The sequence below is a fragment of the Bifidobacterium sp. SKU genome (assembly GCF_026016405.1).
Lineage (GTDB): Bacteria > Actinomycetota > Actinomycetes > Actinomycetales > Bifidobacteriaceae > Bifidobacterium > Bifidobacterium bifidum.
This window is the reverse complement of record NZ_CP092890.1, coordinates 774,248-791,651: the sequence shown is the minus strand read 5'-3', so window position 1 is coordinate 791,651 and position 17,404 is coordinate 774,248. Positions and strand designations below refer to the sequence as shown.

12 protein-coding genes and 1 riboswitch are annotated in these 17,404 nt (G+C 63.9%); of the genes, 2 read left to right on the top strand and 10 right to left on the bottom strand.

The genetic code is table 11. The features are described from left to right. Positions 1 to 157 precede the first annotated feature (157 nt). Together metK and rpoZ are read right to left on the bottom strand one after the other, a co-directional pair. Positions 158 to 1,375, bottom strand: coding sequence for a methionine adenosyltransferase (metK, locus tag MMB49_RS03310; protein ID WP_013363287.1), 1,218 nt, complete (start codon positions 1,373 to 1,375; stop codon positions 158 to 160). Further along, a riboswitch (SAM riboswitch) is annotated at positions 1,371 to 1,436 on the bottom strand. (Overlaps the previous gene by 5 nt.) A gap of 189 nt (positions 1,437 to 1,625) precedes the next feature. Then, positions 1,626 to 1,949, bottom strand: coding sequence for a DNA-directed RNA polymerase subunit omega (rpoZ, locus tag MMB49_RS03305; protein WP_003812470.1), 324 nt, complete (start codon positions 1,947 to 1,949; stop codon positions 1,626 to 1,628). Between the two features lie 230 nt (positions 1,950 to 2,179). On the opposite strand from rpoZ, the gene ilvD reads away from it, so the two are divergent. Next, positions 2,180 to 4,042 carry a dihydroxy-acid dehydratase gene (gene ilvD / locus MMB49_RS03300; RefSeq protein ID WP_047271781.1) on the top strand — a complete coding sequence of 621 codons (1,863 nt, stop codon included), beginning with the start codon at positions 2,180 to 2,182 and terminating at the stop codon, positions 4,040 to 4,042. A gap of 369 nt (positions 4,043 to 4,411) precedes the next feature. On the opposite strand, the gene MMB49_RS03295 is transcribed toward ilvD, so the two are convergent. The 8 genes from MMB49_RS03295 to MMB49_RS03260 form a co-directional block, all read right to left on the bottom strand. Beyond that, the gene (locus MMB49_RS03295; RefSeq protein ID WP_229940939.1) at positions 4,412 to 5,269 is read right to left on the bottom strand and encodes a DUF559 domain-containing protein; all 858 of its coding nucleotides are present in this window, start codon (positions 5,267 to 5,269) and stop codon (positions 4,412 to 4,414) included. Between the two features lie 330 nt (positions 5,270 to 5,599). Further along, on the bottom strand, positions 5,600 to 8,305 hold the full coding sequence (gene acnA / locus MMB49_RS03290) for an aconitate hydratase AcnA (protein ID WP_013363285.1): 2,706 nt from the start codon (positions 8,303 to 8,305) through the stop codon (positions 5,600 to 5,602). Positions 8,306 to 8,377: 72 nt separating this feature from the next. Next, complete coding sequence (locus tag MMB49_RS03285) at positions 8,378 to 10,918, bottom strand: HAD-IC family P-type ATPase (RefSeq protein ID WP_082247865.1); 2,541 nt, start codon at positions 10,916 to 10,918, stop codon at positions 8,378 to 8,380. A 297-nt stretch (positions 10,919 to 11,215) separates the two neighbouring features. Beyond that, a complete protein-coding gene (locus tag MMB49_RS03280) occupies positions 11,216 to 11,830 on the bottom strand; it encodes a sugar ABC transporter substrate-binding protein (RefSeq protein ID WP_013389699.1) in 615 nt (204 codons plus the stop codon). Positions 11,831 to 11,834: 4 nt separating this feature from the next. Continuing rightward, a complete protein-coding gene (locus MMB49_RS03275; protein ID WP_047271777.1) occupies positions 11,835 to 13,097 on the bottom strand; it encodes a class I SAM-dependent RNA methyltransferase in 1,263 nt (420 codons plus the stop codon). A 25-nt stretch (positions 13,098 to 13,122) separates the two neighbouring features. Next, the gene (locus tag MMB49_RS03270; protein ID WP_013363281.1) at positions 13,123 to 13,896 is read right to left on the bottom strand and encodes a DUF3159 domain-containing protein; all 774 of its coding nucleotides are present in this window, start codon (positions 13,894 to 13,896) and stop codon (positions 13,123 to 13,125) included. Between the two features lie 39 nt (positions 13,897 to 13,935). Beyond that, positions 13,936 to 14,757 (bottom strand): DUF3710 domain-containing protein, encoded by an 822-nt coding sequence (locus MMB49_RS03265; RefSeq protein ID WP_047271774.1) that lies wholly within the window; start codon positions 14,755 to 14,757, stop codon positions 13,936 to 13,938. Positions 14,758 to 14,896: 139 nt separating this feature from the next. Beyond that, entirely contained in the window at positions 14,897 to 15,754 is an 858-nt protein-coding gene (locus MMB49_RS03260; protein ID WP_013389696.1) for an exodeoxyribonuclease III, read from the bottom strand. A gap of 140 nt (positions 15,755 to 15,894) precedes the next feature. Here MMB49_RS03260 and MMB49_RS03255 point away from each other — a divergent pair, with 140 nt between their 5' ends. After that, positions 15,895 to 17,301 (top strand): aminopeptidase C, encoded by a 1,407-nt coding sequence (locus MMB49_RS03255; protein WP_047271773.1) that lies wholly within the window; start codon positions 15,895 to 15,897, stop codon positions 17,299 to 17,301. Positions 17,302 to 17,404 lie beyond the last annotated feature (103 nt).

Below are 17,404 nucleotides of genomic sequence, written 5' to 3'. Positions count from 1 at the left end.
TCGCCTCAGGCGGCAACCTTCTCGGGGTGTCCGGCGGCTTTTCTGTGTATGCATGTTGTGTGTATAGACAAGATCACCCCCGGTTTCGCTTCGCGGCAGCCTCCGCTGGCGGGGACGTTACGAAGTGAAACCGAGGGTGATCGTTGTGATTTGCCAGTCAGCGGATGGCGGCCTTGAGCTCGTCGACCTTGTCGGTGCGCTCCCACGGGAACTCGACGTCGACGCGGCCGAAGTGGCCGTATGCGGCGGTCTTCGCGTAAATCGGGCGCTTGAGGTCAAGCTCGTCGATGATCGCGGCGGGACGCAGGTCGAACACCTTGCGCACGGCCTGCTGGATCTGCTCGCGGGTCACGCCGATTTCGGTGCCGAACGTCTCGACGTTGACCGACACCGGTTCGGCCACGCCAATCGCGTAGGCGACCTGCAGCTCGACACGGTGCGCCAGCCCCGCGGCGACGATGTTCTTCGCCACCCAGCGGGTCGCGTACGCGGCGGAACGGTCGACCTTGGACGGGTCCTTGCCGCTGAACGCGCCGCCGCCATGGTGGGCGGCGCCGCCGTACGTGTCGACGATGATCTTGCGGCCGGTCAGGCCGGCGTCGGCAGCCGGACCGCCGAGGACGAACGAGCCGGTCGGGTTGACGAGCTGACGGTAATCGTCATGCTTGACGCCGTCGCCGAGCACCTCGTCCAGCACCGGGTCGATGACATGCTCCTTGAGCTGGGCGGCCAGCCATTCCCGGCTCGCCTCCGGGTCGTGCTGCGTGGAGATCAGCACGGTGTCGACGCGCAACGGCTTGTCGTTCTCGTCGTATTCGATGGTCACCTGGGTCTTGCCGTCCGGGCGCAGGTGCGGCACTTCGCCGGACTTGCGCACTTCGGTCAGGCGGAAGGCCAGACGGTGGGCCAGATAGATCGGCAGCGGCATCAGCACGTCGGTCTCGTCGGTGGCGTAACCGAACATCACACCCTGGTCGCCGGCGCCCTGGGCCTCGTACCGCTCCTCGCGGCTGGCCTCGGTCTCCTTCTCGCCGGTGAGGCGCGCCACACCCTGATTGATCTCGGCGCTCTGGCCGGTGATGGCGACGATCACGCCGCAGGAGTCGGCGTCGAGGCCGACCTCGGAAGACGTGTAGCCGATGCGGCGCAGCGTCTCGCGCACGGTGGACTGGACGTCGACATACCCCTTTGACGTCACCTCACCGAACACGAGGAACACGCCGGTCGCGGCGGAGGTCTCGACGGCGACGTGCGACTGCGGATCCTGCCGAAGCAGTTCGTCGAGGATTTCGTCGGAAATCTGGTCGCATACCTTGTCGGGGTGGCCTTCGGTCACAGATTCGGCCGAGATGAGCTTGCGCTCCTGATTGGTCATATCATCCCTCTTTCGGACTTATCGCCCTACCCGCCTTTTGCGGATAAGGCACAATGATACGTTGGTTCATTCTGTTGTTGCAGGACCTGAACAGGCTACGAAAAGGGCCCGTGCCAGACCTTCGGTCGGCGCGAGCCCCAAGCCGTTCGCTCCTGACGCTCAGTTGTACACGTCACCGCCGTCAAGGGCAAGAGTGTCGCCCCAGAAAAAGCAAATACCGCGTACAGCGAACCGGACGGATTCAGACGAATCAGTTGCCTTCGCTCAGATCATCCTCGCCCAGAGTCTCCTCCAGCAGGCCCTCGTCGATCTCGCGGAAAGCGATCGACAGCGGCTTCTCCTGGTTCTGGTATTCGACCAGCGGGCCGACGTTCTGCAGCAGACCCTCGTTGAGCTGGGTGAAGTACGAGTTGATCTGACGGGCGCGCTTGGCGGCGAAGATGGCCAGCGCGTACTTGGAATCGGCGTGCTTCATCAGATCGTCGATCGGCGGGTTCGCGAAACCCTCGGGCACGGGCGCGGTGCCGAACTCCTCGTTGCCCTTGACCTCGGTATCCTTGGTTTCTTCTGCCATTTTTGCAAGTCTCCGAATCACATGATGGAAATCTATCTCAACCGCAGCAATTATAGCCTCACGCAGCGACCGGAGCGGGTCCGGTGGATTCTGCCAGTTCGTTGCCGACTCGCAGACAACATAAAAGGCTACATAGGCTTAATCCACTGTGAGTTTTGTAACACTTATGAAAATCCCATATTCCGACTCTTGACATGTCGCGTGTCCCTTGCAAGAGCTTGAATAGAACCATGACTGAAATGCGATCTGCAAAAATCATGAACGGGCGCGTCTTCGCAGGTGCCCGAGCCCTCTACCGTGCAGCTGGCGTCAAAGGTGACGACATGGGCAAGAAGCCCATCATCGCCATCGCCAACTCGTTCGACGAGTTCCTGCCCGGCCACGTCCACCTCAACAAGGTCGGCCGCATCGTCTCCGAGGCCATCAAGGAGGCCGGCGGCATCCCGCGCGAGTTCAACACCATGGCCGTCGACGACGGCATCGCCATGGGCCACACCGGCATGCTGTACTCCCTGCCCAGCCGCGACATCATCGCCGACACCGTCGAATACCAGTGCAACGCGCACTGCGCCGACGCACTGATCTGCATCCCGAACTGCGACAAGGTCGTCCCCGGCATGCTCATGGCCGCGCTGCGCCTCAACATCCCCACTGTGTTCGTCTCCGGCGGCCCGATGGAGGCCGGTACCACGATCCTCGCCGACGGCACCAAGAAGAGCACAGACCTCATCGACGTGATGTACGCCACCGCTGACGACAGCGTCTCCGATGAGGAACTGCTCAACTATGAGAAGACCGTCTGCCCGACCTGCGGCTCCTGCGCTGGCATGTTCACCGCCAACTCGATGAACTGCCTGACCGAGGCCATCGGCTTGGCACTGCCCGGCAACGGCACCATCCTCGCCTCCCACTCCTACCGCAAGGACCTGTTCAAGCGTGCCGCCAAGCAGGTCGTCAAGATCGCTCACCAGTACTACGACGATTCCGACGACTCCGTACTGCCGCGCTCCATCGCCACCAAGGAGGCCTTCGAGAACGCCATGACCATGGACGTCGCTATGGGCGGTTCCACCAACACCGTGCTGCACATCCTCGCCATGGCGCAGTCCGCCGACGTGGACTTCACGCTTGACGACATCGAGCGCATCTCGCACACCGTGCCGTGCATCTGCAAGGCCTCGCCGTCCGGCAAGTGGGAGATCTCCGACATTCACCGCGCTGGCGGCATCACCGGCATCCTCGGCGAGCTCGACCGCGCCGGCAAGCTGCACACCAACGTGCACTCCATCGACTACCCGACGCTGGAAGCCAAGCTGGCGGACTGGGACATCATGCGTCCCACCTGCACCGAAGAAGCCCAGCAGATGTACAAGGCGGCTCCCGGCCACATCATCTCTCCCGAACCGTGGACGCACACCACGCTGTTCGACTCGCTGGACCGCGACCGCGCCAACGGCGCCATCCACGACATCGACCATCCGGAGATCCACGAGGGCGGTCTCGCCGTGCTGCGCGGCAACCTCGCTCCCGACGGCTGCGTCGTCAAGACCGCGGGCGTGCCGCAGGAGATCTGGAAGTTCCGCGGACCGGCACTGGTGGTCGATTCGCAGGAGCAGGCCATCGAGGTGATCCTCGACGACACGCTGAAGCCCGGCATGGCGCTGGTGATTCGTTACGAAGGTCCGAAGGGCGGCCCGGGCATGCAGGAGATGCTGTACCCGACGTCCTTCGTCAAGGGCAAGGGCATCGGCAAGCAGGTCGCCATGCTCACCGACGGTCGCTACTCCGGCGGCTCCTCGGGTCTGGCCATCGGGCACATGGCTCCCGAGGCGGCGAACAAGGGCCCGGTGGCGCTCATCAAGAACGGCGACATCATCGACATCGACATCGAGGCCCGTTCCGTGAACGTCGAGCTGACCGACGAGCAGCTGGCCGAGCGCCGCCACGAACTGGAGGCCGGCGATGGCTACGTGGCGCACCGCGACCGCAAGGTGAGCCAGGCCCTCAAGGCGTACGCCGCCTTCGCGCGCTCCGCCGACAAGGGCGCCACGCGAGACCCCGAGCTTATCAACAAGCTCTCCGGCCTCGCGTGACGGGATCGTCCGTCACTACTCGAGGACCGTTTCGCTGGCGTAAATGCCAGCGAAACGGTCCTTCTTTATCCCGGTCCGAGGACTTCTCCCACATCCTGCCGGCCGTCTCTCTTCCATCTGTTCCATGCCCCTCAACTGTTGTTCCCGACTTTCTCTCTTCAAGTTTCCCTCTTTCCTCGATACACCGGTGTTTCCATAACACGACACGCCCGGATTGCACAGCGCAATCGTTGTGTCCGGAGTCCAGAACGGGTTTATACCGTTACCTTGCAGCGACTATTCGGCGGTCGTGCTGCGCACTCCGGGCGTGTCGTATCACGACGACTGCCATCCCTGTCTCGGACCATATACCAATCGGTCGCTCCTACGTCAAAACGGTTCCAGCAGCTCCGGATTGCCGCTCAACGTCCACAGATCCATGCGCGGATGCAGAAAACCGACGGCACCGGCATGCTCCAAAGCGGCGGCCACCTGACTGAAGTATCGATGCAGTTCGGCCTGGTCAAGCACCGTACTCTGCCAGGCCGGAAGCACCACCCAATTCTTGGCCGCCAATGCGTTCATGCGCCTCGTGTCCGCTACATACTGTTCCAGATGCTGCTGCCCATGAAATTCCATCGCCACGCGATACTTCTCGTATGCCATGTCAAGCCATGCCAATCCAGACTCCAAATCGACCGGATGGTTCGCCTCCGGATTCGGCAATCCCCATTTCATCGCATCCAGACGCAGCTCCCGTTCCCACCGGGAATCGGTGTTCGGACGAGACAAACGCAACGCCCGGCGTGCGGCCTTGCCGCCATAGACCTTCCGCTCATCAAGGAAGTCCATCAGTTCCTGTTGGGTCGCGCGCCTCAGCCGCTCGTCACGGCATGTCAGCCGATCCGCCAATATAATTGTTTCCTCGAACCAGTTGAACCGCACGAATTGGGCGAACGTCGCGGCGGGTGACGTGCAGTACAGATCAAAGATGCGGATTACGATACGGTCGTCCAGCAATGACCACGCGTGACACACGACATTGGCGGGATGACCGCGTCGCGCGTCACGATTCCGAACGACGATATGTTCCTTGCCCAAATCAAGGACGGCGGTCTCGGGCGGTGCAATGCCCATCAGCCCCAGCGCCGACGACAACGCGAATACCGGCTCATGCTCCAGCGTATCCCTGACCGCCCGGCAACGCTTCAGGTAATAGCGCTGGATGAGCCATGCCTGATGCCGCATGTATTGGTTCGATGGCGGTTCGTTTCGCATCTCAAACATGGACGAACGGTAACAGGTTTTCCGGCCCGGTCTTCAGGTTTTCGGGCAATGTGGTCGAAGGCTCGATCGTGACACGCCCGGACTGCGCCGCACAATAGTCATGCCACGTTGCCGAACCATTGCAATACAGCCGTTCTATGGAGATGCTACCGAGGATTGTGCAATGCAGTCCGGGCGTGTCGCGCCTGTGGATAACTCCCGGAAAGAGGAAAGGAAGAGGGAGAGAAGGAGGGGAAGAAAGAGGAGAAAAGGGAAGTCCCTTGACCATGGGGTCAAGGGACTTCGGGCCGCTTACTTCATGAGGTTGCGCAGGACGTACTGAAGGATGCCGCCGTTGCGATAGTAGTCCGCCTCTCCGGGCGTATCGATGCGGACAACTGCGTCGAACTCGGTGGTGGAGCCGTCGGTGTGCGTGGCGGTGACGTGCACGGTCTTCGGGGTGACGCCGCTGTTGAGCTCGTCCACGCCGGCGATGTCGTAGGTCTCGGTGCCGTCAAGACCCAGGGACTCATAGGACTCCCCCGCCGGGAACTGCAATGGCAGCACGCCCATGCCGATGAGGTTGGAACGGTGGATGCGCTCGAAGCTCTCGGTGATGACGGCCTTGACGCCGAGCATCACCGTACCCTTGGCGGCCCAGTCACGCGACGAGCCAGTGCCGTACTCCTTGCCGGCCAGCACGACGAGCGGAATATCGGCGGCCTTGTAGTTGAGCGAGGCGTCAAAGATCGTCGAAGGCTTTCCAGTCGTGAAATCGTAGGTGAACCCGCCCGGCGTGACCTCCTCGCCGACGGAGGCGAGCAGCTGGTTGCGCAGGCGGATGTTGCCGAAGGTACCACGCACCATAATCTCGTGGTTGCCTCGACGCGAGCCATAGGAGTTGAAGTTCTTCGGCTCCACGCCGCGCTCGGTCAGGTACTTGCCGGCCGGGCTGGACGCCTTGAACGCGCCCGCCGGGGAGATGTGGTCGGTGGTGACCGAGTCGCCGAGCAACGCCAGCACGCGGGCGCCGTGGATGTCGGCGACTGGCTCCGGCGTGGCCTTCATGCCGTCGAAGAAGGTCTGCTTGCGCACGTACGTCGAATGCTCGTCCCATGCGAACAGCTCGCCTTCGGGCACGTCGAGGCCCTTCCAGCGGTGGTCGCCGTCGAACACGGAGGCGTAGTCCTTGAGGAACATCTCGCGGCTGACGGTACCGTCAACCACGGCCGCGACCTCCTCGTTGGTCGGCCAGATGTCCTTCAGATACACGTCATTGCCGTCTGCGTCGGTACCGAGCGGCTGGGTCTCGAAGTCGAAGTCCATCGTGCCGGCGAGCGCGTAGGCGATGACCAGCGGCGGGGAGGCCAGGTAGTTCATCTTGACGTCCGGGCTGATGCGGCCTTCGAAGTTGCGGTTTCCGGACAGCACGGCGGTGACGGTCAGGTCGTTGGCGTTGATGGCTTCGGAGATCTCGGGCAGCAGCGGTCCGGAGTTGCCGATGCAGGTGGCGCAGCCGAAGCCGACCAGCTGGTAGCCGAGCGCGTCGAGATCGTCCTGGAGGCCCGCGGCCTTGAGGTAGTCGGCCACGACCTGCGAGCCGGGGGCGAGCGAGGTCTTGACCCACGGCTTGGGGCTCAATCCCTTGGCGTGCGCGTTGCGGGCGATCAGGCCGGCGGCGATCATCACGGACGGGTTGGAGGTGTTGGTGCACGAGGTGATCGAGGCGATGGCCACGTCGCCGTTTTCGATGTCGAAATCGCCACGGAAGTCGGTGGACACGGCCACCGGGTCCTTGACGGTCTTGTCGGTCTCGTAGGCGGGTGCGGTCTTCTCGAACATGTCCTTCGCCTCGGACAGCAGGATGCGGTCCTGTGGGCGCTTCGGGCCGGCGATGGACGGCACGACCGTGCCGAGGTCGAGCTCCTCGTATTCGGAGTACTGCGGCTCGACATAGTCCGGGTCGGAGGCGTCGCCCCACAGCTTGTTGGCCTTGGCGTACGCCTCGACAAGCGCGACCTGCTCCTCGGAACGTCCGGTCAGACGCAGGTAGTCGAGCGTGACGCCGTCAATCGGGAAGATGCCGCAGGTGGAGCCGAACTCAGGTCCCATGTTGCCGATGGTGGCGCGGTTGGCCAGTGGCACCGAGGCGATACCCTCGCCGTAGAACTCGACGAACTTGCCGACCACGCCGTGCTTGCGCAGCATGTCGGTGATGGTCAGGACCACGTCGGTGGCGGTGACGCCCTCGGGGATCGAACCGGTGAGCTTGAAGCCGACGACGCGCGGCACGAGCATGGAGATCGGCTGGCCGAGCATGGCCGCCTCGGCCTCGATGCCGCCCACGCCCCAGCCGAGCACGCCCAGGCCGTTCTCGGTGGTGGTGTGCGAGTCGGTGCCGACGCAGGAGTCGAGGTAGGCGAGCTCGCGGCCATCATCCAAGCCGGAGGTCTTCGTCATGACGACCTTCGCCAGGTATTCGATGTTGACCTGGTGAATGATGCCGGTTCCCGGCGGCACCACGCGGAAGTTGCGGAACGCCTGCTGGCCCCAGCGCAGGAACTGGTAGCGTTCGCCGTTGCGCTGGTATTCGATGTCCATGTTCTGCTGGACCGCGTCAGCCACGCCGTACTTGTCGATCTGCACGGAATGGTCGATGACCATGTCGGACTGGACTTGCGGGTTGATGACCTCAGGGTCGCCGCCGAGATCCTTGACCGCGTCGCGCATGGTGGCGAGGTCCACGATGCAGGGCACGCCGGTGAAGTCCTGCATGATCACACGCGAGGGCGTGAACTGGATCTCATGGCTGGGCTGGGCCTGCGGGGCCCAGTTCAGCAGCGTCTTGACGTGTTCGTCCGTGATGTTCGCGCCGTCGATGTTGCGTACCAGGTTCTCGACGAGGACCTTGAGCGAGTACGGCAGATGGTCGACGCCGGGCAGGTCGGCGATGCGGTAGTAGTCATAGTCCTTGCCGGCCACGTTCAGTGTCGCCAACTGGTCGTCTCGCACAGACATGCTTCCTCCGAGATCAAATGAAATGCTATTCCACAAGAGATTATCCGCTACCAACGATACCGATACGTTACTTTAGCTCTGGCGTGTCGGCTTGATATGTGGGAAAATTCGCGTCACCGAGGCAAGGATGACGTGACAGACCGCGAACAGGACCGTGGAAATCAGCAGCGCCGCCACCGTGGCGATCAATACCCGCCCGGTCGGCAGATGCAGGTCGAAGAACCTCGCCACGAACGGAATGAACATGCCGATGACGCCGGCCGCGGCGAATACGGCAACCAGCACGCCGCGCCACGAATTGAGCGGCTGCGCCACGCGGGCGAGCATGAACACGCCCAGCACGAACACGATGATCGCGCAGGTGGTGCGCAACGCGGACAAATCGGCGGCGTTGTTCACATCCCAGCCCATCACATCGGGCAACAGCCACGACGACAACAGCACGGACAATGCGATCGCGACGCCTCCCGGCAGCGCGAAATACACGACACGCCGCAGGAAGCCGGGGATGTAACGCCGCGTGTTCGGCGCGAGCGCGAGGATGAATGCCGGCATGCCGATAGTCAGCGCGCCGACGTACGTGATATGCCGGGGCAGGTACGGGAACGGGATCGCGGTGAGTACCACGCCCAGCGAAATCAGCGCCGAGTAGACGGTCTTGACGAGGAACAGGCTGGCGACGCGCTCCATGTTCGCCATGACCTGACGGCCGCGGGCCACAACGTCAGGCAGGTGCGAGAACTTCGAATCGACGAGCACGACCTGTGCCACGGCTTTGGTGGCGGGCGCGGCGTTGCCCATCGCGATGCCGAGATCGGCCTCCTTGATGGCGAGCGAATCGTTGACGCCGTCTCCGGTCATGGCGACCACGTGATCACTGGTGTGCAGCGCCTGGACGATCGCCTTCTTCTGGTCGGGCAGCACGCGGCCGATCACATCGACGTTCTCCAGCACGCGGGCGAGCTCGTTGATGTCCTGCGGCAGCGTGCGCGCGTCGATGGCGTGCGGCTCGCGGTCTCCTGTAAGTCGCACTTTGGCCGCGATCGCGCCGACGGTGACCGGGTTGTCACCGGAGATGATGCGGCAGCGCACGCCCTGATCGCGGAACCACGCCAGTGTGGGCTGCGCGTCGTCGCGCACGCACTCCGAACACAATACGAGCGCGACCGGCTCGGCGTCCGGCAGCAGTTCGGGCGACTGCGTGAACCATGACGAATCTGTTGCGGCATCGCCGTCGCTCTTCCGTATGAGCGTCGCCCGCGCGATGAGCAGCACGCGGTTGCCGGAATTCGCGTAATCATTGACCGCTTCGAGCACATCGCCGTGCTCTCCGGAAAGCGCGGAGAGCATCACTTCCGGTGCGCCCATATACCAGACGGTCGGCGGCTCGCGGTCGGCGGCCGATTCCGTTTCCGCGGCTGCGGCCGGGGTGACGATGGCGCTCCATTTGCGGGCCGACGAGAACGGCACGCGCGCTCGCACCGGGCCGGCATGGTAACCGCGTTCCCCCAGCCCGTCGAGCACGGCCTGACCCGTGCCGTTCGGCTGCTCCTCGTTCGACAGGTCATACAGCGCCTGGGTCGCCGCGCTCTCCACGCGATCGTCGCCGTCCATGCGTTCCAGCATGACCAGACGGTCGAACATGATGCCGCCATCGGTGATCGTGCCGGTCTTGTCGAGATTGAGGCAGTCCACGCGAGCCAGCGTCTCCACCGATTCGAGTTCCTGCACGAGCGTGTTCTTGCGGGCGAGCCGCATCGCCGCGACCGCGAAGTTGAGCGAGGTGAGCAATACCAGGCCTTCGGGAATCATGCCGACAACGCCCGCTACAGCTGACACGATGGCCTGCCGCCACTCCCCCGAAGCTATCGCGGCGTTCCATCCGCCCACGGTCCTCATCTGCGACCAGACCAGCAGCACGCACAGCGGCACCACCAGGAACGTCATGAACTTCAGGATCGTGTTGATGCCCTTGTTCAGGTCGGACACCGTCTTCTTGTATACCTTGGCCTGTGCGGTCAACGTCGCCGCGTAACTGTGCTCGCCCACCGCGTTCACCCGCGCGAGCGCCACGCCGGACACCGCCGTCGACCCGGAGTACACCTGGTCGCCGTCCTCCTTGCGCACGGTGCGCGATTCGCCGGTCAGCATCGATTCGTCGAGTTCGAGCCCGTATGATGACAGGACCTGCGCGTCAGCCGGCACCTGCTCCCCGGAACGTATCCACAGCAGGTCGCCGAGTACGATGTCGCGCGAAGGAACCTCCGTGTTCTCGCCGTCGCGGCGCACCGCATAATCCGATGTGACGAGAATCGACAGCCGATCCAACGTACGCTTGGCCTTGAGCTCGGTGACGATGCCGATACCGGTGTTGATGAGGATGACGAAGCCGAACACCGCGTCCTTCCATGACCCGGTGATCAGCACCAGTACCATCGCGGCGAAGATGATGCCGTTGAACAGCGTGAAGACGTTGGCCCGCACGATGTCGAGTACCGAACGCGACGTGGTGCTCTTCACCGCGTTCGTCTGACCGCTCTCCTCGCAGGCGCGCACTTGCGAGGCGGTCAGGCCGTTTTCCTCGACTTCAGGCAGGTTCATGGTTGCATTCATACGTACTAGCCTACCCGTGGCAGCATAACGGGGGCACCATTCCCAGGCGGTATTTTCACACACGTCCCCCATCGAGCGCAGCAGGATGAGGTGTGGCTCTCGGCTGATCACCGCAGCCACCTACGCCTCCACACCTCCCGCCGGCGGGAGGTGGCGCGCAGCGCCGGAGGGCGGTCAGCCGGAATAGCTGGCAGGCGATGAAACGCCAAGCCGCCCCCAGTCGCTCCGCGACAGCCCCGCCAGCGGGGCGAAAATACGGACTACCGCTCCCGCGGAAGAGCTCCGGATATCGGAAGGTCAGGACAGGTTGTCGGTGACGTTCATCGTGCGGGGGTGGGGTTTGTCGTCGACGATGGTGACGACGGCGTCGTCGAGGGCGGTCACGCCGTCTCCCTTGCCGGTAAGCGTGAACGTGACGGCGAACAACGTATCGTCGTCGGGCGGGGCGACCGGATCCAGGAGGATGACGGGAACGCCCGCCTTGCGCGCGGACTGCAACGCGGCATCCCAGTCTTCGGCGTTCTTCTCGTTGACGGCAATGCCGTCGATCATGATGACGGAGGCCTTGCGCGTGACCATGGACCGCACTCCGCGCTGCGCGGCGGCATCCGGATCGTCGACCATGCTGATGGATACGTAGGGCGCCTTCAACCCGGCCTTGTTGAAGGCGTTCAGCACATCAGAGTCCAGGCCGGTGTCCACAGAGCCGATGACGCCGACGACGATATCCTGCCGTTGGACGCCCTCATGGGCGATCTCCGGTTCGCTCTCCTGCGTATCGCCGACCGCCTTGCCCTGCGGCACGCAGGAGGTGAGCGACATCACCGCGGCCGCGGCGCACGCGATGCCAATCCCACGGCGCCACATGCGCCGCAGGAACCCGCAATCATGATCGCCGCGTACCCGACCCATCGCCTCACCGTCCGATGCGTGTGAACCAAGCCACCGTCTCAACATGGTGGGTCATCGGGTAGATGTCGTACGCCCGGATGTCCGACAGGCGGTACCCGAGCGAGATCAGCGTCGCCGTGTCGCGGGCGAGGCTGGTCGGGTCACAGGCGACATAGATGACGTCCTTCGCGCCTGCCTGCGCGATCTGGCGGCACACCTTGGCGTGCGCACCGGCGCGGGGAGGATCGAGCACAACCAGATCGGGTCGTGACAGATGGGCCGGCACGTGCGCGAGCGTGGCGGACACATCGCCGCAACGGGCGTCCACATCAGGCAGGTTCAACGCGCGGAGGTTGCGTTGCGCGTTCTTCACCGCGGTCTTACCGCCCTCCACGCTGAGCATGCGCGTGCGTTCGGCGGTCATCGTGGCCAGCGGCAGCGTGAACAGTCCGGCACCGGAATACAAGTCCCATATGCAGGCGGAGGTCATGCCGTCAAGCGCCTTGTTCGCTAAGTCGATCACATGGCCGGCGAGCATGACCGGCGCCTGACGGTGCACCTGCCAGAAGCCGTTCGCGTCGACCATGTATTGGAAGTCACGGCCGTTCACGGTGACGGTCTCCATCAGATGCCGGTTTCCGGCGCGAAGTTCGCCGTCCACGAGCACGGCGTAATTGCCCTCGATGGGCTGCTTCCTCGGTTCGGGCACAGACAGGCGAATTTGGGATCCGGGTTCGAACCCGCCATCCCACACGTGTTCGCGATCGGCGACGGCAAGCAGGTTGTCTGTCGCGAGCGGCATCGTGTCCAGCGGCACGCGCTTGTGCGAGCCGCGCCGACGCATCGACGGCCTGCCGTCGTCATCGGCGATCATCTCGATGCGGGTGCGCCAGTGCAGGCCGCCGTTCTCAGTGTCGCCTTCGGCCCGTTCCACCGGCACGGTGACGTCCACGTGCCCGAGACGGCTCATCTGATCGCTGATGGTGGCGGCCTTCCAGCGAAGCTGCCCTTCCAGGCTCACGTGCACCAGATCGGCGCCGCCGACGCCACCACCCATGGCAAGCGGCCCGGCCAGCGGCCATGCGGGATCCACACGATCGGGGCTCGGTTCGATGACCTCGACGACCTCGCCGGTCCAGTAGCGGTCGTCGCGGTCGTGCGGTTCATCCAATGCGACCTGCACCAGCTCGCCCGGCAGGGCGAACCTCACGAATACCACACGGCCATCGATATGCCCGACGCATCGTCCCTGGTCGGCATAACGTTCGATACGCACTTGCGCGTTCATTGTTTCCTTTCGCGATTTGACCGGATCAGGCCTGTCCGGCTGCGTTGTCACCTTCATCACCGCTGTTGCGGCCGTCACTGTCACCGTCTTTGCCGCCGCCGGCCGCCGCTTTGGCCGCGGCGATGTGCCGGTGCAGCGGGGTGGCGATGATCAGATACGACACCCATATCGCCAGCGCCCAGAACGGTATGCCCATCAGCAGGCGCGCCGTGCCCAGCAGCGCCACGGAATCGGCGAGGTACAGCGGCACCTGCACGATGAGACGCAGCGCGAACACGCCGATCCACAGCACGGTGACGATCGTGTAGGCGCGCCTGAGCGGCTTGTCGTCCAGCCAGCCGTGCAGCCACGCGCGGAAATGCTCGGTGGGGATGGTACGGATGAACTCGACCATGAGCCCCAGACCGGGCACGCGGATGAGCAGGGTGAAGGACAGCAGCACGATGTACACGGCGTTGGTGAGGAAGCCGAACATGTAATAGTTGCGCGCTTCATGACTCTGCCACGCCCATATCAGGCAGATGCCGACGGCGATCAGGCCGCTGAGAGCGCCCATGACCGACTGCCGTTGCACGAGCCTGATGACGACCTGCAGCACCGCCAGCGCCGCGGAGACACCGATCGTGAGATTGAGGTTGCTGGTGACGACGAACAACACGACGAACAACACGCCCGGCAGCATCGATTCGATGACGCCGCGCGGCCCGCCGATGGCGTCGATGACGGAGAAGTCCTCCCCCTCGCCCGCGGCGGCGAGGGACGCCATACCCGTACGTTTCTTCTGGTTCTGATCGGTCATGCTCGTTCCTTGGCTCCCGGCGTCGAGCGCCGGGATTCGTCAGCGGACTTCGGAGAACATCGGTCCACGCGACAGCGTGGTCTTGACCTCGGTCTGCTGATCGGAGTCGAACGGCCCTTCGGGCTTGTCCGGGATGTCGTCGAGGTGCTCCTTGTAGTCAGCCTGGTCATTGGTCTTGGCCGCCGCCTGACGCTGGGCGGGGGTCACCGGCGGGTGCATCGGGATGAGATCACGCGGGGCGAGCGGCTCGTCGCCGCGCTCCACGACGATGTCGGCGAAGTACTTGTTGAGCGCTTCGGTGTCGGAGTTGCCGTCATCGTTCGCGGCCTTGCCGGAGAAGATGCCGCGCAGCATCCAACGCGGGCCATCCACGCCGACGATGCGCGTGTTCACGGTCTTGCCGCCCTTGACGGTGACCGGCAGGTGGAGTTCGGTGCCGAACACGCCCGCGTGTTCGGATGCCTTCTCGTTGGCCTCAAGCAAATCGGCGCGCACGTCGTCCCACAGACCCATGGTCTTGGGCGCCGCGAACGCCTCGATCTCCAGGCTGGACGCGCCGTAGCTGATGGTCGCGCCGAGGATCTCCTGGGTGCTGCGGTTCGCCTTGATGCGCAGCTGCAGGCCCGCGAGATACGGCAGGTAGTAGGAGCCCATGTCGAGGTACTCGTCGTAATCCGGCACGTTCTCGTCATCGACGTCCCACGGTCCGTAGGATTCGCCGCGGCCTTCGTACGTGTCCGCCACGTCGGTCGGGGCGGCGGTCTCCTCGGTGTCGACGGCGGCCTCGTCCTCGCGATTCTCGGCCTTCGCTTCGGCTTCCTCGCGTTCACGCTTCTTCTTGCCGAATCCAAACAGTCCCATGGGTTCCTCATTTCGTTGTACAGGTTGCAACCGTGACTAGCGTAGCACTAGGGCTTGTGATTGGCTTGGAAGACGCCGCCGGATTGTCGCCGGTCCGAACGGCCGCCGCATGGCCCAGAGCGCGTCATGGATTGCACGATCACACGTCATACGTGACGGTCAGCGGCGCATGGTCGGACCAGCGGGCGTCATAGCTGGGCGCCTTGTCGATGACGAAGCCTCGTGCCGTCTCGGCGAGTTCCGGAGTGGCGAACTGATAGTCGATGCGCCAGCCGACGTTGTTGTCGAACGCCCTGCCGCGCTGACTCCACCACGTGTACGGCCCCTGGATGTCGCCGGCGAGCGAGCGTATGACGTCCACGAACTCGTACTCCCCCAGCCAGCGGTCGATGTAGGCGCGTTCGGCGGGCAGGAACCCGGCATGCTTGATGTTGGCCTTGGCGTTCTTGATGTCGAGCGGCGTGTGCGCGATGTTGAAGTCGCCGCACAGCACGGCCTGCCGGCCGCCGCGCGAGGCCTCGTCCCGCAGCTCGCCCATGCGCGTGAGCATGGTGTCGAGGAAGCGGTATTTCTGCGCCATTTTCACCGGATCGTCGCTGTTGCCCGCGTGCACGTACACGCATGCGACGGTGATTCCATAGCCCTGTGGCGTCGTCACGTCGGCCTCGATCCATCGACCGGAATCCACATCCTCGTCCAGCCCGGACAAACCGTATCGCCGGGCTGTCACGGGCAGGTCGGTCAGCAGCCCGACGCCGGCGCGTCCCTTGACGCGGCAGACCTCGTTCATCGCCGTCAGCTCGCTCTGGTCGGCGATCTTGCCGGCGGTGGCGTATTCGAACCCGAACTCGCCGAATATCGGATCGAGCTCGTCCTGCGGGGCACGGACCTCCTGCATGCACCAGATGTCCGGGGCGTGCTCGCCCGCCCATGTCTCGATGCCCTTGCGCTTGGCGGCGCGGATGCCGTTCACGTTGGATGTGGTGATGGTGATCATGGGGCCATCCTATATCCGTCCCGTTGACAGTGCGAGCCGCAGTTTCGACCGGAATCTTCCGCTCCCCGCTCACACACGGCCTACGTAGGCGGAGTAGACTGCTTCGTGGCAGTTTTTCATTCCGACAATAGGAAAGGATCATGGACATGGCTTCCAACCAGCCCGACAACCTGGCACTGACTGCGGAACAGCTCAGGGAATACTCCGCGGCGTTCAACGCGGACCGCGCGAACCTCGTGGCGGCGAACGCGGCGGTATCGAACGGCATTCTCCAGGCCGCGACCTCGTATCGCGGCGTGCGCGAGCTCCCCCGCACGTTCTCGGTCGAACTCAAGCAGGGTTCGATCACCTCGCAGGAGCATTCCGGCCGCTGCTGGATGTTCGCATCGCTGAACACGCTGCGCTACGAGCTGATGCACAAGTGGAACCTCGACGATTTCGAGTTCTCCGAAAGCTATCTGTTCTTCTACGACAAGCTGGAGAAGTCGAACTTCTACCTTGAGAACGTGCTCAAGACGCTCGACAAGACCACGGACAGCCGCATCTTCGAGGCGGTCAACGAAGGCCCGGCTGACGATGGCGGCTGGTGGCAGATGTTCGTCGCGCTGGTCAAGAAGTACGGTCTGGTGCCGAAGGAGGCCTACCCGGAGTCGTCGAACTCCCGCGATTCCTCGGCGTTCGAGCAGTACCTGAACACGAAGCTGCGCGAGTTCGCCGCCGAATTGCGCGACGCCCATCAGGCCGGCAAGTCGGTTGAGGAGCTGCGCTCGCTCAAGACCGGGCAGATGTCGGTCGTGTACCGTATCTGCGCTATCGCAATGGGCGAGCCACCGGCGAGCTTCGATCTGCTGCTGCGCGTCAAGGATGACGCCAAGGCGTCCGAGTCCTGCACGAAGTCCGGCATCGACTCGCGCAGGCAGATCGTCGAACACGGCATCACGCCGCAGGAGTTCTACGCGAAGTACGTGGGCAAGGATTTGGATGATTTCGTGAGCCTGACGAACTCCCCGCTCGCCTCTACCCCGTATTACCGCCGCTATCAGCTGGCGTTCGTGGGCAACGTGGCGGAGGCCGCTCCGATGGACTTCATCAACGTGCCGCTCGACGTGTTCCGCAAGGCCGCCGTCGACCAGCTGACCGCAGGCCACCCAATCTGGTTCGCCTGCGACTGCGCGCAGTTCTCACTGCGCAAGGCCGGCATCTTCGATCGTGGCACCGTGCGCGTGGATGAGCTGTTCGGCACCGAGTTCGCATCGGACAAGGCGCACGGTCTGGAATACAACGATTCGCGCAGCAACCACGCCATGACGCTCACCGGCGTCAACCTCGACAAGGCCGGTGAGCCGGACCGTTGGAAGGTGGAGAACAGCTGGGGCAAGGACAACGGCAAGGACGGCTACTATGTCGCCTCCGGCGCGTGGTTCGACCGCTATGTTCAGGAGCTCATCATCCGCAAGGAATACCTGGACGAGCGCACGCTCGCCGCGGTGGATTCCGAACCGGTGACCCTGCAGCCCTGGCAGCCGATCTCCAAGGTCTGCCGCTGAGCGGGGCATACCCGCTCTGCCAGCGTGACCACCCCCAGTCAGCCTTCGGCTGGCAACCCCCCGCTATCGGGGGCTTTTTCACATGCCCCCGATAGCGGGGGCT